This window comes from Chryseobacterium sp. 22458, assembly GCF_052044975.1.
In the GTDB taxonomy this organism is placed as follows: Bacteria; Bacteroidota; Bacteroidia; order Flavobacteriales; family Weeksellaceae; genus Chryseobacterium.
This window is the reverse complement of the sequence record NZ_JBQEOA010000004.1, coordinates 586629-602862: the sequence shown is the minus strand read 5'-3', so window position 1 is coordinate 602862 and position 16234 is coordinate 586629. Positions and strand designations below refer to the sequence as shown.

The following is a 16234-nucleotide window of genomic DNA, read 5'->3' as shown; positions in this document are numbered from 1 at the left end:
ATGGACAAATGGAATATCCATTTCATTTTGAATTAATTTTAAAGATTGTGTTTACACATTTTTGAAAGTTTTAACGCTATGATGCAAAGCTTTTCACTGATGTTTTTTTTCGTTCGCAAGGGCGTTTCACTCAGCAATTGACGTTTGTTTTTGTCATTTTGAGATTCTTTATTTCACTTCGTTAAATTCAGAATAACAAAACGTAGCACCTTTTTGCTATTTGTCTTTTACATCTTAAATACTTCCCAACACTGTTTTCAAAGCATTGATGAAAAGATCCGTTTCCTCTTTTTTGATATTCAGTGCCGGAAGAATCCTCAATACTGTTTTATCATTAGAGTTTCCTGTGAAAATATGATGATCAAACAATAAGCTTTTCCTTATTTCTGAACAGTCTCTGTCGAGCTCTATTCCGATCATCAGTCCTTTCCTTCGGATGGATTTAATATGTGGTAAATCTTTAATTTCATTTTCAATATACTCACCCATTTGCCGAGCATTTTCGATAAGATTTTCATCTTTCATAACATCAAGAACAGCAATGGAAGCCGCACAAGCTAAGTGATTACCTCCAAAAGTAGTTCCCAGCAAACCGTTGCTTGCCTGGAATTTAGGGTGAATCAAAACTCCGCCAACAGGGAAACCATTCCCCATTCCTTTTGCTGTTGTAATAATATCCGGTTCTATTCCAAATTCCTGATGGGCAAAGAAATACCCGCTTCTTCCATATCCTGACTGTACCTCATCCAAGATCAAAACAGTATCGTATTTTTCACACAATTCTTTGATTTTAGATAAAAATTCCGGTGTTGGAATCATAATTCCTCCTACTCCCTGAATTCCTTCGATGATTACAGATGAAATTTCATTTCCAAATTTCTCAAAGGTTTCTTCAAGCTGTTCTACATCATTCCATTCTGATTTGATAAATCTTTCTGAAAAGTTAACCGGAGCCACAATCTTTGGATTATCAGTCACTGAAACCGCTGCCGAAGTTCTTCCGTGAAATGAACCTGAAAAATAAAGCACTTTGCTTTTTTCATTATGAAAAGAAGCCAGTTTCAGTGCATTCTCATTGGCTTCCGCTCCTGAATTGCATAAGAAAAGGTTATAATCTTCATATCCTGAAAGTTTTCCCAGCTTTTCCGCCAGCTCAGTCTGCAATTCATTCTGAACAGAGTTTGAGTAAAAAGAAATTTTCTCTAGCTGTTCTTTCAATTTATTCTGATAATGTGGATGATTATGCCCGATAGAAATCACTGCATGACCGCCATAAAAGTCTAGATATTGTTCTCCTTTATCGTCCCAAAGAAAAGATCCCTGAGCTTTAACCGGATTTATATTAAATAATGGATATACGTTGAATAAATTCATTTTTTTGTTGCTAGTTGCTAGTTGTTAGTTAATGGTTGAAAGCTTGCAGGTCTAAAAGTTATTCTTCGTACTACTGCAACCTATCATCTACCACCTTCTACCTTATTAATAATTAAAATGCCATCGGTTTAAGGTTCAGTCCTGCATTTTCTTCCCATCCCATGGCGATATTCATATTCTGTACTGCCTGTCCCGAAGCTCCTTTTAACAAATTGTCAATCGCTGAGTGAATAACTGCTACATTTCCACTTTTTTCAATCTGAATCACACAGCGATTGGTATTGACAACCTGCTTTAAATCAACTGCCCTGCTACTTACCGTAACAAAAGGCTCCTCCGCATAGAAATCCTGATACAATTGTTCTATTTCCTCCAGCGTCAAATCTGTCTTCATGGTGGAACTTGTAAAAATCCCTCTTGCAAAATCTCCTCTCCATGGAACAAAATTCAGGTTTACTTCTTTATTATTGAATGAAATCAGCTGTTGCAAAATCTCGTCTACATGTTGATGAGTTAAGGTTTTATAAGCTGATATATTATCATTCCTCCAGGTAAAATGGGTTGTTGCCTGTAAAGACTGTCCCGCTCCTGTAGATCCGGTAATCCCCGTTGTAAAAATTTCATCAAGCAGGCCTTTTTCAGCCAATGGCAGAAGACCTAATTGAATTGCCGTTGCAAAACATCCCGGATTAGCGATGCTTTTAACACCTGCCAGTTGTTTTTTATTGATTTCAGGTAATCCGTAGATAAAATTTCTGTTTCCGAAGTTTCCTTCTAAACGGAAATCGTTTCCCAGATCAATCACCAGTGTTTCATCTTTAACTGGGTTTTGAGTTAACCAGTTTTGACTTTCCTTGTGTGGAAGGCACAGAAAAAGGATATCAACATCTTCTGTCTGATTGGTCAGCAGCTGATCGCAAACTGTCGTTAAATCCGGGTACAGATCTGAAATCTTTGTCCCCGAATTCGAACGACTATATAAAAAACTCAATGTCACATGGGGATGAAAAGCCAGTAAGCGTATCAATTCACTTCCTGTATAGCCATTAGCTCCAACTATTCCTACTGTTTTTTTCATTTTTATACTCATAGGACTGCATCCTATTTTGGTTTAAATCATTCCTTCGGAACTCTAATTGATATTTTGGTTGATTTGGTGATATATATTTAAGGAATTGCTTACAATTTTTGTATATCCTTTCACGTCTTCTCCAGTCCATGCTCTGTTTGCTTCTCCATAGCTTCCGAATTTATCGGACATCAGATCATGGTCAGACTCAATTCCATTTAAGATAAATCTATAAGGATGCAGGGTTACAAATACTTTTCCGCTCACTGTTTTCTGAGAATCTACCAAGAATAACTCAATATTTCTCATGACAGGATCTAAGAAAAGTGCCTCATGAAGCCAGTTCCCGTACCAGTCGGATAACTGAGACTTCATCATTTGCTGGTATTTTGAAAGGGTATGCTTTTCCAATAAATGATGTGCTTTAATAATCACTGATGCCGCTGCTGCCTCAAATCCTACTCTTCCTTTAATTCCAACAATGGTATCTCCTACATGGATGTCACGACCGATTCCGTATGCTGAAGCTAATGTTTCTATTTTTTGAATCGCATATACCGGGTGTTCAAAAGATTCTCCGTTAACTCCAATGATTTCACCGTTCTTAAATTCTATTTCAAGCTCTGAAGGCTGAGTTTCCTGTATTTGTGAAGGAAAAGCCTCTTCAGGCAGATAATTTCTTGAGGTCAATGTCTCTTTTCCTCCCACAGAAGTACCCCAGAGTCCTTTATTGACAGAATATTGTGCTTTTTGGAATTCCATTTCATAACCATGTTCTTTCAAAAACTCAATTTCTTCTTCACGGGACAAAGCCATATCACGGATTGGGGTAATGATTTCAATATTCGGGCACATCACCTGAAAAATCAAATCGAAACGAACCTGATCATTTCCCGCTCCTGTACTTCCGTGAGCAATTGCATCTGCCTGTACTTCAATCGCATATTTTGCAATTTCCTGTGCCTGGATGGTACGCTCAGCACTTACAGAAAGCGGATAGGTATTATTTTTCAATACATTCCCGAAAATCAAATACTTCACACATGAATTGTAATAATCTTCCTGAGCATCTACGCACCTGTATTCTTTCACCCCAAGGTTTAAAGCTTTTCTTTCCAGTTCTTTTTCTTCTTCTTTGGAAAAACCTCCGGTATTTACAGTAACCGCATACACATCATATCCCAGTGTTTCGCTAAGATATTTTGCACAGTAGGAAGTATCTAAACCTCCACTAAACGCTAAGATGACTTTCTTGTTCATTGCTATATTTAATTTCTGGTTGCTCATTCACAACACTGTTTACTTTATTATCTTCAGGAACGAAAAGCATGGCCGTACACAGACAGTTTTTACGTTCCTTTTTCATTAAAATTTCATAATTCACACAGTTCTTACAACCGTTCCAGAATTCTTCATCCTGAGTCAGCTCAGAATAAATGACCGGTTTGTATCCCAAATCGCTATTGATTTTCATTACTGCAAGCCCTGTTGTTAATCCGAATACTTTTGCCTCCGGATATTTTTCTCTAGATAACTGGAAAACCTTCTGCTTGATCTGAGTAGCTACTCCCCCGTTCCTGAATTTAGGCGACACAATCAGTCCCGAATTGGCCACAAACTTCCCATGTGACCAGGTCTCTATATAGCAGAAACCTACCCACTCGCCATTTTCAGTGGCTACTACAGCATTTCCCTCTGAAATCTTTTTACTCAAATATTCTATAGAACGTTTTGCGATTCCCGTTCCTCTACGCTGTGCAGAATCATACATTTCCTGCTGTATTTCACTCACATACATCAGATGTTCGCATGAGGAAATTTCTATTTCCATTTATTTATCTAAATTTTTTGGCAAATTTAAAATATAATTTCTTTAAAAACCAAATTAAAAAGATATTTTTTTTGTTTTAAAAATTTACACAGGTAAAATTATCTTTGAAAGAAAATATATTTTTGCTAAATTATTATATATTTGCTAAAAAGATATAGTTATGGAAAATACCTGTCCGAAATGCAAAAGCAATAAAGTGGTAAAAAGCGGAATCGTTAATGAGAAACAAAGGTTTCTCTGCAAAAGCTGTAACTATTATTTCACTGTTAAAAAACTGGGAAAACAGATTGATGATTATTATGTAACAAAGGCTCTTCAGCTTTATCTCGAAGGCTTAAGTTACCGTGAAATAGAGCGGATTATAGGAGTTTCCCACGTCACGATAAGCTCCTGGATCAAGAAATACAATATCACAAGACCTCCCCATTCAGAATTCCATCCTGTTTACAAAATCCTGAAACAAAGCGAACTGATTGAGTATATTGCCCAAGAGGAAAATATTAAAAATGCAGGAATCATTATCACCCAATTTGCTGACAAGTATATGCTGATTAAATGGGAAAGATTCAAGAAGTAATTTAGAGATACAGATAATATATTCCAGGTTTCATATTCTGAGACACAATATATCTAATTATCAAATAATTATACAACAAATCAATCTTGTAAACTGTACAAATTCAATATAGATTTCCAATATATAACAGCTATCACAGCAATTAACTATACTATTACCATTAATATATATTAAATTTTCATAAACAAATTATTAATTACAATTTGGCTTTCACAAAAAACAACGCCAAAAATTGATAATTTATGAAGAAATTACTTACATTCATTGGAGCAGCCTTAATCAGCACTTCCCTATATGCTCAAGGTTCTCCGGATTACGGCAGCGGACTGAAATTAAATCTTAATCCGGAAGGAGATAAATTTATCCGATTTATTTTATGGGACCAGCTTTGGCTAAGGAACACTTCTATGAATCCAGGGACGATGGTAGGCGGAGAACCCACAGACAACTCCTGGAGTATAGGAAACAGAAGGTTACGGGCTTTAACCTATGCACAAATCTCCAAAAGATACATGATCCTCCTCCACTTTGGAATCAACAATCAGACGTTCATCAACGGAGGAGCTACAGGCACTTCAGGAACGGGCGGCTATGGAAACGGAAAGAAAACCCAACTGTTTTTTCATGATGCCTGGAACGAATATGCAGTGATTTTACCTGGAGAAGCAGGAAAATTCAGTTTATCTTTAGGGGCAGGACTTCATTATTATATGGGACTTTCCCGCATGACAATGGCTTCCACCCTTAATTTCCTGACTGTTGATTCTCCTGTGTTTTCGTGGCCATTAATTGATAATTCCGATCAGTTTGCGAGACAGCTGGGAATGTTTGCCAAAGGAAAATATGGAAAACTGGAATATCGCTTCAGCTTAAATAAACCTTTTGCTACCGACCTTACTCCTGTAAATGTAACAGATCCGTCCAGAGCTGTTGCAGTAGACAACAACGGGAACCCAAGTTTTTCAAAGGCAGGATATCTTGAATATCAGTTTCTTGATGAAGAATCGAACACACTTCCCTTCAAGGTAGGCTCTTATTTGGGAACAAAAAAAGTATTCAATGTAGGGGCAGGTTTTTACCACCAGGCAGATGGAACGAGAACTTCTGTGAATTCAAATATTGAAAAGCACGATATTACCCTTGTTGCTGTAGATGCTTTTGCCGATATTCCGTTAGGTGAAGCGAAAAATAAAATGGCAGTTTCCGCTTATGCAGGATATTATAACTACAATTTCGGTCCCAACTATGTAAGAAATCTGGGAACGATGAATATAGGAGCCAACGATCCGAATTTTATCGGTAACAAAGCAATTGCAGGGCCAGGAAACCTGCAGCCTACCATAGGAACAGGTAATATTATCTACGCACAGGCCGGACTACTTTTGCCAAGTCAGGCAGAAAAACCTAAAATCAGAATACAGCCTTTCGCTGCTTATACCCACAAAAATTTTGAAGCATTCGACAAGTCTTCCAATCAGTTTGATATAGGAGCTAACTGGTTTATAGACGGGCATCATGCTAAAATTACAACCCAATACTCAACAAGACCGGTTTACACCAGCCCTACGGAAAGCCCTTCTTCAAAAGGGGAATTTATTGTACAATTTCAAATCTATTTATAAAAATAATTTGAACCCTTTCAATACAATCCTGAATGAATTAATATCATTTTCACTAACATCAAAAACTAATCAATATGAGCGAAAATCATCACGAAAGCTACGAAAATATGACCGACAGGCAAAAGAACCGCACCATATGGAGCGTGATCACCGCCTCATCCCTCGGCACTCTGATAGAATGGTATGACTTCTATATTTTCGGAAGTTTAGCTGTCGTCTTAGCAACTAAATTTTTCCCGGCAGATAATCCTACCGCTGCATTTTTATCTACATTGGCCACATTTGCCGCCGGATTTGTTGTAAGGCCTTTTGGAGCGTTATTTTTCGGAAGACTGGGAGATATTATCGGGCGAAAATATACTTTCCTTGTGACTTTACTGATCATGGGATTTTCTACATTCCTGATCGGATGTATCCCAAGTTATGAATCTATTGGGTTTATGGCTCCCGTTCTGGTTTTAATTTTAAGATTATTACAGGGATTGGCACTTGGAGGTGAATATGGAGGCGCTGCCACCTATGTTGCAGAGTATGCACAACCCCACCGCAGGGGCTACTGGACTTCGTGGATCCAGACTACGGCCACCGCAGGTCTATTCATTTCCCTCATTGTTATTTTAATCACAAAAACAACTCTTTCTGCAGAAGATTTTGATACCTGGGGATGGAGAGTTCCATTCTGGATTTCTATTTTAATGGTAGGCGTTTCTTATGTCATCAGAAAAAACATGAAAGAATCTCCACTTTTTGCAAAGGCAAAAAGTGAAGGGAAAACTTCTAAAAATCCATTGAAAGAAAGTTTCGGAAATAAATACAATTTCAAATTTGTTCTTCTTGCTTTGTTTGGAGCAGCTATGGGGCAAGGGGTAATCTGGTACACCGGACAATTCTATGCGATGAGCTTTTTACAAAAGGTAATGAATGTAGAATCTTCCCAGGTAGATATGCTGATGGCTACAGCTTTACTTTTGGGCACCCCTTTCTTTGTGTTTTTCGGGTGGCTTTCTGATAAAATCGGGAGAAAAGCAGTCATGATGACCGGAATGCTGGTGGCGATCCTGGCTTACAGACCTATTTACGACAGCATGTTTAAAAGTGTAAGCCTGGAAAATAAAACAGTTGCAGCTAACGGAATTTCGGAGAAAAGAACAGCTAAAATACACAGTGATATAGCGACAGACAGCCTTATCACTTTTCATAAAGAAACTCTTTACACAGACGGAACACTAATTAAAAAAGACAGTATTGTTCACTGGTCTCCAGCCGGTCCGGTAATGAAAGATGGAAAAGCTGAAGAAGCAAAAGTCTCTCAAACCGTAAAGTTAAGTAATGATACGAAATGGTACCTTATCTTCCTTGTGTTCATTCAGGTGATATTTGTAACGATGGTTTACGGCCCTATTGCTGCATTCCTTGTAGAAATGTTCCCGGTGAGAATCCGCTATACCTCAATGTCTCTGCCTTATCACATCGGAAATGGAGTGTTTGGAGGTCTTCTTCCGGCAGTAGCCACCTATCTGGTAACAACCGGCAAAGAGGCAGGGCACGCAACATGGTATCTGGAAGGCCTTTGGTATCCGATAGGAGTTGCCACCGTCTGTCTGATCATCGGATTGTTTTATCTTAAAAATAAGAACAATAATCTTCACGATTAAGTACTGAATCACTCAAATTTTTATTAATTTTAAAACTACTAAAATGAACGGACTAAAAAAAATATTAGGTGTACTCTGGATCGCAATAGCATTAGTGGTAGGCTATTTCGGAACTACAGTAATGGGAATTCCCAAAATCACTTCAGGAAAACAGGAAGATCTGGTTTTCGGTATTATCATCCTGTTTGTATTGATGCCGATCATTTCGGGAGGAATGGCTGTCTTCGGCTATTATGCATTAACCGGAGAATATTCTGACGACAAAATATAAAATGGCCCAAACAGATAATTGATGAATCACGCATTCATCAATTATCTTTTATCAATGAGCATTATGAAAAAGAGACACGAGCAAAAACTGATTATCCTGAGCATCGGACTGATGATCGCCTTCAGCATTCCTATTTCTCTCCTTTTCAACAGTGAGAAGGAAGTTTTGGGCTATCCTATGATCCTGATCTATCTGTTTGCTGTCTGGATGATTTCCATCGTCATCTCATTAGTAATTGTAAAGAGGTATGATGAGTAGCTTTGCATTATTTTTCGTAGTCTTGTTTTATCTGGCACTTCTGTTCTTAGTTGCCCATCTGGCAGAAAAGAAGAGAAGTAAGCTATGGATCAACAATCCCTATATCTATGCTTTATCTCTTGCCGTGTACTGCACAGCCTGGACCTATTACGGAAGCATCGGAGTGGCAGCCACCAGCGGCCTGAATTATCTTCCGATCTATATAGGACCTGTTATGATCATCCCGGCCTGGATCTATATCAACACAAGAATTGTAAGAATTTCCAGAGTCAACAAAATCAGCAGCCTTGCTGACTTTATTTCTTTACGGTATGGAAACAGCAGAAGCTTCAGTGCCATTATCACCATCGTTTGTCTTTTGGCTATTGTTCCTTACATCGGACTGCAGATCAAGGCCATTTCCGAAACCTTTCACCTGGTAACAGAAACTCCGATGTCAAAGGATATTCTGACGGACAATGCTACCTTTGTTGTGGTTCTTATCGCCTTGTTTTCATCTTATTACGGAACCAGGTATGTGGATGCTTCGGAAAAACGTCTGGGAATCATTTCCGCCATTGCCCTGGAAAGTTTTTTAAAGCTTTTCTTTATTATTATTCTTGGCCTTTTTGTGATCTATTATGTATTCGACGGGTTTTCGGATATCTACCAGAAAGCAAGCAGGTTTGAAGATTTTAAAGCAAAAAATACATTCAACGGCGTTGAAGGCGCTATGAACTGGATGGTATTGTGCATGATCTCAGCTACTGCCATCTGTATATTGCCCAGACAGTTTCACACTGCCATCATTGAAAACAGGCAGGAAAAACACATCAGAACAGCAATCTGGTTTTTCCCGCTTTATCTTTTGATATTCACCGTATTTATTTTTCCGATTGCCTGGGGCGGAAGGTTAATTTTTGACGGCCAGAAGGTAAATCCTGAGTTCTACTCGATCTTAATTCCACAGCATTTTGACAATACTTTGATTACAGTTTTGGTATTTCTTGGCGGACTGAGCTCATGCATTTCAATGATCATTATTTCTGCTATCACTTTATCCATCATGCTTTCCAACAACCTTATCATTCCTTACGGGCTGCTTGGAAAATTTAAATCCGAAAATGAAGAACAGAATACCAGAAGCATTACCAACATCAGGAAATTCAGCATTTTTGCCCTGATCATTATGGCTTTTGCATTCTACAAATATTTTATTTTAAAAACATCACTGGATTCTGTAGGGTTAATTTCATTTGTAGTGATCGCCCAACTCGCTCCTTCATTTTTCGGAGCCTTGTTCTGGAGAAGAGGAAGCTACAAAGGAGCTGTTGCCGGATTAGCTGCCGGACTGGCTATCTGCTATTTCGGACTGATCATTCCGCAGTATTATTTTTCCTATAATCAGGAATTCAAAGGAGTTTTGAGGGAAATGTATGATGCATTTGGTTTTTTCACGATTCCGTATTTGGGAAGAATTCCCCAGATCTTTTTCTGGTCACTTCTGGTGAATACCGGTTTATTTACCATCATTTCAGTAAGCACTAAAGGAAATTACCGTGAAAGAAATTTTGCAGAACTTTACGTAGATATTGACAAGTATATTCAGAATCATGAAAATGCTTTTATCTGGCGTGGAACTGCTTATATTTCTGATATCCGGAATATTCTTGAACGTTTTTTAGGTAAAAACAAAACTGAGCAGGCGCTGAGAATTTTCAATTTAAAATATAATATTGATTCAAAAACAGAAACTGCCGATTCCAGATTCATCAAATTCTCTGAAAATCTTCTTGCAGGAAGGATTGGAACCGCTTCTGCAAAAATATTGATTGAAGGAGTAACCAAAGAAGATAAAATATCTTTAAAAGAGGTTTTGAATATTCTTGAAGAATCAAAAGAAAATATAAGTCTGAATAAAAAACTGACAGAACAATCTGAAGAACTGCAGAAACTGTCTGACGACCTGAGAACAGCCAACGAAAGCCTGATCATCAAAGACCGCCAGAAAGATGACTTCCTGGATTCCGTAGCCCATGAATTAAGAACTCCGATCACCGCTATCCGCTCTGCAGGGGAAATTCTGGCTGATGATGATGACATTCCGTTTGATATCAAACAGGAGTTTTTAAATAATATCATCACAGAATCTGACCGGCTCAGTGAAATCATCAATGATATTCTTTATCTGGATAAGCTTCAGCACGGTGAAATTTCACTCCATATTCAGGAAAACAACATTATTGAAACCTATAAAAAGGCTTTAAACCCACTCCTTCATCTGATACAGCAGAAAAATATACACTTAAGTGAAGTCAATCTCCTGAATCAGGTTATCTTTGAATATGACGAAGCAAGAATGATTCAGCTGTTCCAGAATATCTGGGGAAATGCTTTAAAATTCACCGAAGAACAGGGAACGATACAAACAAAACTTTATGAAAAGGAACACCAGCTGGTGATCTCCATTTTCAATACGGGAAAACACATTCCCGAAGAAGATCTTGAAATGATCTTTGACAAATTCTATCAGTCTAAAAATCAGAATATTTTAAAACCTACGGGAAGCGGGCTCGGACTGGCCATTTCCAAAAAAATTATTCAGGCCCACGGAGGAAGTATAAAAGCAGAAAACAGCGGACTGGGCGTAACTTTTATCATTACCCTCCCTGAAAAAACGACAAAAGAGATTATAAATGAAGTTGAACACCATTAAAACCCACTTATGAGAAAGATAATCATTGCAGATGATGAACACAAAATATTAATGTCACTGGAATACAGTTTTAAGAAAAACGGCTATGATGTTTATATCGCACGGGACGGAACGGAAGTACTGGACTTTCTGAAAAGCATGGTCCCGGACGTTATTTTACTGGATATTATGATGCCCAATCTGGATGGATACAGCACTCTGGATCTCATCAGACAGGATGAAAAACTAAAAGACACCAAAGTTATCTTCCTCAGTGCAAAAAACAACCCAAAAGATATTGAAAAAGGATTGGAAATGGGCGCTGACGCTTACGTAACAAAACCCTATTCAATTAAAAAGCTGATGCAGCAGATTGAGGAAATGTTTTAGAAGGGGAATATAAACAGGAGATCAGATATGATAAAAAGTAAAAAAACACAACAGTCATTGCGAGCAAAGCGAAGCAATCTCAGTTTAATAAGAAATGAAGCTTAATAATCTTAAAAGCTTAATCCCTCCTTAATGGATCAAAAAAACTTAACCATTAAGACTTATTTAGAAATTAAGATTATTAAGAGATTGCTTCGTCGCTTTCGCTCCTCGCAATGACTGTTCACAAAAAAAATAAACACGAAAACACAATCATTGATATGGATGCAGATATGTTATTTAAACAAAGTATAGAAAACAAAGAAGAATTCTGGAAAGAGCAGGCCAAAGCGATACAATGGTTCGAGTTTCCAAAGCAGATCCTTTCCAAAGATCAGAATAATTACCCGCAGTGGTATTCTGACGGCCGGATCAACATGTGCCATCTGTGCATTGACCAGCATATTGAAGATGGGTTTGGAGATCAGGCAGCAATCGTTTACGATTCACCTGTTACCAATCAGAAGAAAACCTATACTTTCAGACAGGCTCAGGAAGAAATCTCAAAATTAGCTGGGGGATTAACTTCTCTTGGATTACAGAAAGGAGATACTGCAGTTATCTATATGCCAATGATCCCGCAGACCCTTTTTGCCATGCTTGCCTGTGCAAGGATCGGAGTGATTCACAATGTGGTTTTCGGAGGTTTTGCACCTCACGAACTGGTGGTAAGAATTGATGACTGTAAGCCAAAGGTACTGATCACAGCAACAGCAGGAATAGAGATTGCCAAAAGAATCCCCTATCTTCCACTGGTAGAAAAAGCAATAGAACTGGCTCAGGATAAAGTAGACAACATCATTGTTTACAACAGAAAACTGGTTGACAATCAACATGAAATGTTTGACGGGCTGATTGATTATGAAGAGCTTGTACAAAAATCAGAACCTGCAGATTGTGTCTCTGTAGAATCTACCCATCCTTTATACTTACTTTACACTTCGGGAACTACCGGGAAACCCAAAGGTATTGTAAGGGATACAGGCGGCTATGCCACAGCACTGAAGTTTTCTATGAAATACATCTACGGCGTTGAACCCGGTGAAACCTATTGGGCCGCCTCAGATTTTGGCTGGGCAGTAGGACATAGTTTTTCCGTTTACGGACCATTGATCAATAGAAATACAACAATTATTTTTGAAGGAAAACCTATCATGACCCCGGATGCAGGAACTTTCTGGAGAATCATTTCAGAATATAAGGTATCTGTCATGTTTACCGCTCCTACAGCCATCAGAGCCATCAAAAAAGAAGATCCTGACGGAGAACTGGTCAAGAAATACGACCTTTCTCATTTCAAAAAACAATTCCTCGCCGGCGAACGTTGTGACGTTGCTACTCTGGACTGGTTTGCAGAACATATCGGGGTTCCGGCTATTGACCACTGGTGGCAGACGGAATCCGGCTGGCCCATGCTCGGTTTAATGACCCTTGATGAAAACTACAGAATCAAAAGAGCTTCTGCCGGAAAACCGGTTCCGGGTTATGATATTAAAATTTTTGACGAAAACGGCTATGAACTGGATGCTCATCAGGAAGGCTATTTAATTATAAAACTTCCGCTTCCGCCAGGTGCTATGCTGGGAATCTGGAATGATTATGACCGTTTTCAGAACAGCTACCTGTCTCAATACAATGGATACTATTTTTCCGGAGATGGTGCCATACAGGATGAAGACGGCTATATCTTCATTACCGGAAGAGTGGACGATGTGATCAATGTTGCAGGGCACCGGCTTTCCACATCTGAAATGGAAGAAATTGTATCATCACATCCAGATGTTGCAGAATGTGCAGTAGTAGGCATTGATGATGATCTGAAAGGGCAGATTCCTTTTGCTTCCGTAGTATTGAAGAACGGAGCTGCAATCTCTGAAGAACAGGTTGAAAAGGACATTATCCGGATGGTGCGTGAAAAAATCGGAGCCGTTGCTTTTTTAAAGAATGCAATGGTTGTCAAACGCTTACCCAAAACACGGTCCGGAAAGACTCTGAGAAAACTGATAAGAACATTACTTGACGGAAAAGATTTTCAGGTTCCGTCAACCATTGATGATGAGAAAATCATTGAAGAAATTCAGGAAAAAATCAAGGATTATAGGGCATAAGCCAGAAATTAAACATAAATTTAAAATATAATAAATTCAAATTTCAAAAAACGAAAGGGATATGAGAAATTACTTAATAGAAGATCTGCCACATTATTTTGAAGAATATAAAAAGTCGATCAAAAATCCTAAAAAATTCTGGGACAAAGTAGCTGACCAGAATTTCGTGTGGTACCAGAGATGGAGCAAGGTCGTTAAGTACGATATGAATGAAGCTAAGATCACATGGTTTAAAAATGCCAAACTTAATATTACCAAAAACTGTATAGACAGGCACCTTTCCGTAAGAGGAGACAAAACTGCCATCATCTGGGAACCCAATGATCCTAAGGAAGAAGCTCAGCATATCTCTTACAACGAGTTGTACACCCGTGTGAATAAAACAGCCAACGTTCTTCGTGATATGGGCATTGAAAAAGGAGACAGGGTATGTATTTACCTTCCTATGATCCCTGAACTGGCCATTACCATGCTGGCATGTGCTAAACTGGGAGCCGTTCATTCCGTAATTTTTGCAGGGTTTTCAGCTTCTGCGGTAGCTTCAAGAGTTAATGACTGTGAGGCGAAAATGATTATTACTTCAGACGGAAGTTATAGAGGAAATAAAGTTCTTGATCTGAAAAGCATCGTTGATGAAGCTTTGGAAAAAAGCCCTACCATTGAAAAAGTACTGGTAGTGAAAAGAACCCAAAACGAGATCAAAATGAGGGAAGGCAGAGATTACTGGATGGCCGATTTGTATGAAAAAGCTTCTCCTGATTTCGTTACAGTTATCATGGATTCTGAGGATCCGCTTTTCATCCTGTATACTTCCGGTTCTACGGGAAAACCTAAAGGAATGCTTCATACCTGTGCCGGTTACATGGTGTACACAGCATACACTTTCAAAAATGTATTCAATTATAAAGAAAATGATATTTATTGGTGTACTGCCGATATCGGATGGATCACGGGGCACTCCTATATTCTTTACGGACCTTTATTGAATGGGGCTACTACGGTAATTTTCGAAGGAGTTCCCACTTATCCTGAGCCGGACCGTTTCTGGGAAGTTATTGAAAAACATAAAATTACTCAGTTTTACACCGCTCCTACAGCCATCCGCTCACTGGCAAAAGAAAGTACAGAATGGGTAGACAAGCATGACCTGAGCACCTTAAAAGTAATCGGATCTGTGGGTGAACCCATTAATGACGAAGCATGGCATTGGTTCAATGATCATGTGGGAAAAAAGAAATGCCCGATTGTAGATACCTGGTGGCAGACTGAAACTGGAGGAATCATGATCTCTCCTCTCCCATTCGTTACTCCTACAAAACCTACCTACGCAACCCTTCCACTACCGGGAATCCAGCCTGTTTTAATGGATGATAAACGTAACGAAATCACAGGAAACCAGGTCACAGGAAATCTATGTATCCGTTTTCCATGGCCGGGAATTGCAAGAACCATCTGGGGTGATCATCAAAGATATAAGGAAACCTATTTTACCGCTTTTCCGGGAAAATATTTCACAGGGGACGGCGCTTTGAGAGATGAAGTAGGCTATTATAGAATTACGGGCCGTGTAGATGATGTGATCATTGTTTCCGGGCATAATCTGGGAACAGCACCGATTGAAGACAGCATCAACCAGCATCCTGCCGTAGCAGAATCTGCAATCGTAGGATATCCGCATGACATCAAAGGAAATGCACTGTATGGTTATGTAACACTGAAAGAAACAGGTGAGAGCCGTGATAAAGAAAACCTGAAGAAGGAGATCAATCAGTTGATTTCAGACCAGATCGGGCCTATTGCCAAGCTGGATAAAATTCAGTTTGTTTCCGGACTTCCTAAAACTCGTTCTGGAAAAATTATGCGTAGGATTCTGAGAAAGATTGCAGAAGGAGACTTCAGTAATTTCGGAGATATCAGCACATTATTGAATCCGGAAATTGTAGAGGAAATTAAGAACGAAAGAATTTAATTAAAGAATTTAATTCATTAAAATCATCAGAGACTGTCTCAAAAGGGCAGTCTTTTTTTGCTTATTTATAACTAAGGCATCCTAAATCAATAAAAGCTGAAGGAATAATAAAATAACGGCTTTGATCCGACATGCTATACGAAGTTCAAAAAAGAAAAAAAGAAGCTCCAAAGTAATACATCGATTCACAAACTACTATAAACAAACAACTTAATAATCAAAAAAGCCATTATCTAATTTTGTAAAATAATCAAAATTAAACAAGCGTTCAATAAAATTTATCAAAAAAAATCATTTTATTATACCGATGAAATGTTAATTAACACACTTTATTGATTTAAACGCAAAATAAATCAGAAAATAATATTAACTTTAATCATAACTTTAAATCTATAAA

At 38.4% G+C, this 16234-nt stretch carries 12 protein-coding genes and 2 pseudogenes; 10 read left to right on the top strand and 4 right to left on the bottom strand.

Going from position 1 to position 16234, the window contains the following annotated elements; translation table 11 throughout:
- Positions 1-234: 234 nt before the first annotated feature.
- The 4 genes from ACTJJF_RS17040 to ACTJJF_RS17025 form a co-directional block, all read right to left on the bottom strand.
- Positions 235-1374 carry an aspartate aminotransferase family protein gene (locus ACTJJF_RS17040; protein WP_440700400.1) on the bottom strand — a complete coding sequence of 380 codons (1140 nt, stop codon included), beginning with the start codon at positions 1372-1374 and terminating at the stop codon, positions 235-237.
- Positions 1375-1486: 112 nt separating this feature from the next.
- The gene (gene argC, locus ACTJJF_RS17035) at positions 1487-2452 is read right to left on the bottom strand and encodes an N-acetyl-gamma-glutamyl-phosphate reductase (RefSeq protein WP_440700399.1); all 966 of its coding nucleotides are present in this window, start codon (positions 2450-2452) and stop codon (positions 1487-1489) included.
- Positions 2453-2506: 54 nt separating this feature from the next.
- Positions 2507-3703, bottom strand: coding sequence for an argininosuccinate synthase (locus ACTJJF_RS17030; RefSeq protein WP_440700398.1), 1197 nt, complete (start codon positions 3701-3703; stop codon positions 2507-2509).
- Positions 3675-4274, bottom strand: coding sequence for a GNAT family N-acetyltransferase (locus ACTJJF_RS17025; protein ID WP_312305873.1), 600 nt, complete (start codon positions 4272-4274; stop codon positions 3675-3677). Before ACTJJF_RS17025 ends, ACTJJF_RS17030 begins: the two co-directional genes overlap by 29 nt.
- A 160-nt stretch (positions 4275-4434) precedes the next feature.
- Between ACTJJF_RS17025 and ACTJJF_RS17020 the strand changes: the two are divergent.
- The 10 genes and pseudogenes from ACTJJF_RS17020 to acs form a co-directional block, all read left to right on the top strand.
- Positions 4435-4527, top strand: a pseudogene (locus tag ACTJJF_RS17020) (transposase-like zinc-binding domain-containing protein); the annotation flags it as partial.
- Positions 4528-4581: 54 nt separating this feature from the next.
- A pseudogene (locus tag ACTJJF_RS17015) lies at positions 4582-4680 on the top strand (helix-turn-helix domain-containing protein); the annotation flags it as partial.
- A gap of 413 nt (positions 4681-5093) precedes the next feature.
- Positions 5094-6473: a porin gene (locus tag ACTJJF_RS17010; protein WP_312305877.1), complete on the top strand. Its 1380-nt coding sequence runs from the start codon at positions 5094-5096 to the stop codon at positions 6471-6473.
- A 74-nt stretch (positions 6474-6547) separates the two neighbouring features.
- The gene (locus tag ACTJJF_RS17005; protein WP_440700397.1) at positions 6548-8128 is read left to right on the top strand and encodes an MFS transporter; all 1581 of its coding nucleotides are present in this window, start codon (positions 6548-6550) and stop codon (positions 8126-8128) included.
- A gap of 43 nt (positions 8129-8171) precedes the next feature.
- Entirely contained in the window at positions 8172-8399 is a 228-nt protein-coding gene (locus ACTJJF_RS17000) for a DUF6814 family protein (RefSeq protein WP_312305881.1), read from the top strand.
- Between the two features lie 21 nt (positions 8400-8420).
- Positions 8421-8657 carry a hypothetical protein gene (locus ACTJJF_RS16995; protein ID WP_440700396.1) on the top strand — a complete coding sequence of 79 codons (237 nt, stop codon included), beginning with the start codon at positions 8421-8423 and terminating at the stop codon, positions 8655-8657.
- The gene (locus tag ACTJJF_RS16990) at positions 8650-11352 is read left to right on the top strand and encodes an ATP-binding protein (protein ID WP_440700476.1); all 2703 of its coding nucleotides are present in this window, start codon (positions 8650-8652) and stop codon (positions 11350-11352) included. Before ACTJJF_RS16995 ends, ACTJJF_RS16990 begins: the two co-directional genes overlap by 8 nt.
- Positions 11353-11361: 9 nt before the next feature.
- Positions 11362-11721, top strand: coding sequence for a response regulator transcription factor (locus tag ACTJJF_RS16985; RefSeq protein ID WP_440700395.1), 360 nt, complete (start codon positions 11362-11364; stop codon positions 11719-11721).
- Between the two features lie 260 nt (positions 11722-11981).
- A complete protein-coding gene (locus tag ACTJJF_RS16980; RefSeq protein ID WP_440700394.1) occupies positions 11982-13868 on the top strand; it encodes an AMP-binding protein in 1887 nt (628 codons plus the stop codon).
- 61 nt (positions 13869-13929) lie between these two features.
- Entirely contained in the window at positions 13930-15837 is a 1908-nt protein-coding gene (gene acs, locus ACTJJF_RS16975) for an acetate--CoA ligase (protein WP_440700393.1), read from the top strand.
- Positions 15838-16234 lie beyond the last annotated feature (397 nt).

Excerpts from the sequence above, each read along its gene's own strand:
- ACTJJF_RS17000 (WP_312305881.1), top strand. The coding sequence starts at position 8,172 with ATGAACGGACTAAAAAAAATATTAGGTGTACTCTGGATCGCAATAGCA.
- ACTJJF_RS16990 (WP_440700476.1), top strand. The coding sequence starts at position 8,650 with ATGAGTAGCTTTGCATTATTTTTCGTAGTCTTGTTTTATCTGGCACTT.
- ACTJJF_RS17040 (WP_440700400.1), bottom strand. The coding sequence starts at position 1,374 with ATGAATTTATTCAACGTATATCCATTATTTAATATAAATCCGGTTAAA.
- ACTJJF_RS16980 (WP_440700394.1), top strand. The coding sequence starts at position 11,982 with ATGGATGCAGATATGTTATTTAAACAAAGTATAGAAAACAAAGAAGAA.
- ACTJJF_RS17010 (WP_312305877.1), top strand. The coding sequence starts at position 5,094 with ATGAAGAAATTACTTACATTCATTGGAGCAGCCTTAATCAGCACTTCC.
- acs (WP_440700393.1), top strand. The coding sequence starts at position 13,930 with ATGAGAAATTACTTAATAGAAGATCTGCCACATTATTTTGAAGAATAT.
- ACTJJF_RS17025 (WP_312305873.1), bottom strand. The coding sequence starts at position 4,274 with ATGGAAATAGAAATTTCCTCATGCGAACATCTGATGTATGTGAGTGAA.
- ACTJJF_RS17030 (WP_440700398.1), bottom strand. The coding sequence starts at position 3,703 with ATGAACAAGAAAGTCATCTTAGCGTTTAGTGGAGGTTTAGATACTTCC.
- ACTJJF_RS16985 (WP_440700395.1), top strand. The coding sequence starts at position 11,362 with ATGAGAAAGATAATCATTGCAGATGATGAACACAAAATATTAATGTCA.
- ACTJJF_RS16995 (WP_440700396.1), top strand. The coding sequence starts at position 8,421 with ATGAATCACGCATTCATCAATTATCTTTTATCAATGAGCATTATGAAA.
- argC (WP_440700399.1), bottom strand. The coding sequence starts at position 2,452 with ATGAAAAAAACAGTAGGAATAGTTGGAGCTAATGGCTATACAGGAAGT.
- ACTJJF_RS17005 (WP_440700397.1), top strand. The coding sequence starts at position 6,548 with ATGAGCGAAAATCATCACGAAAGCTACGAAAATATGACCGACAGGCAA.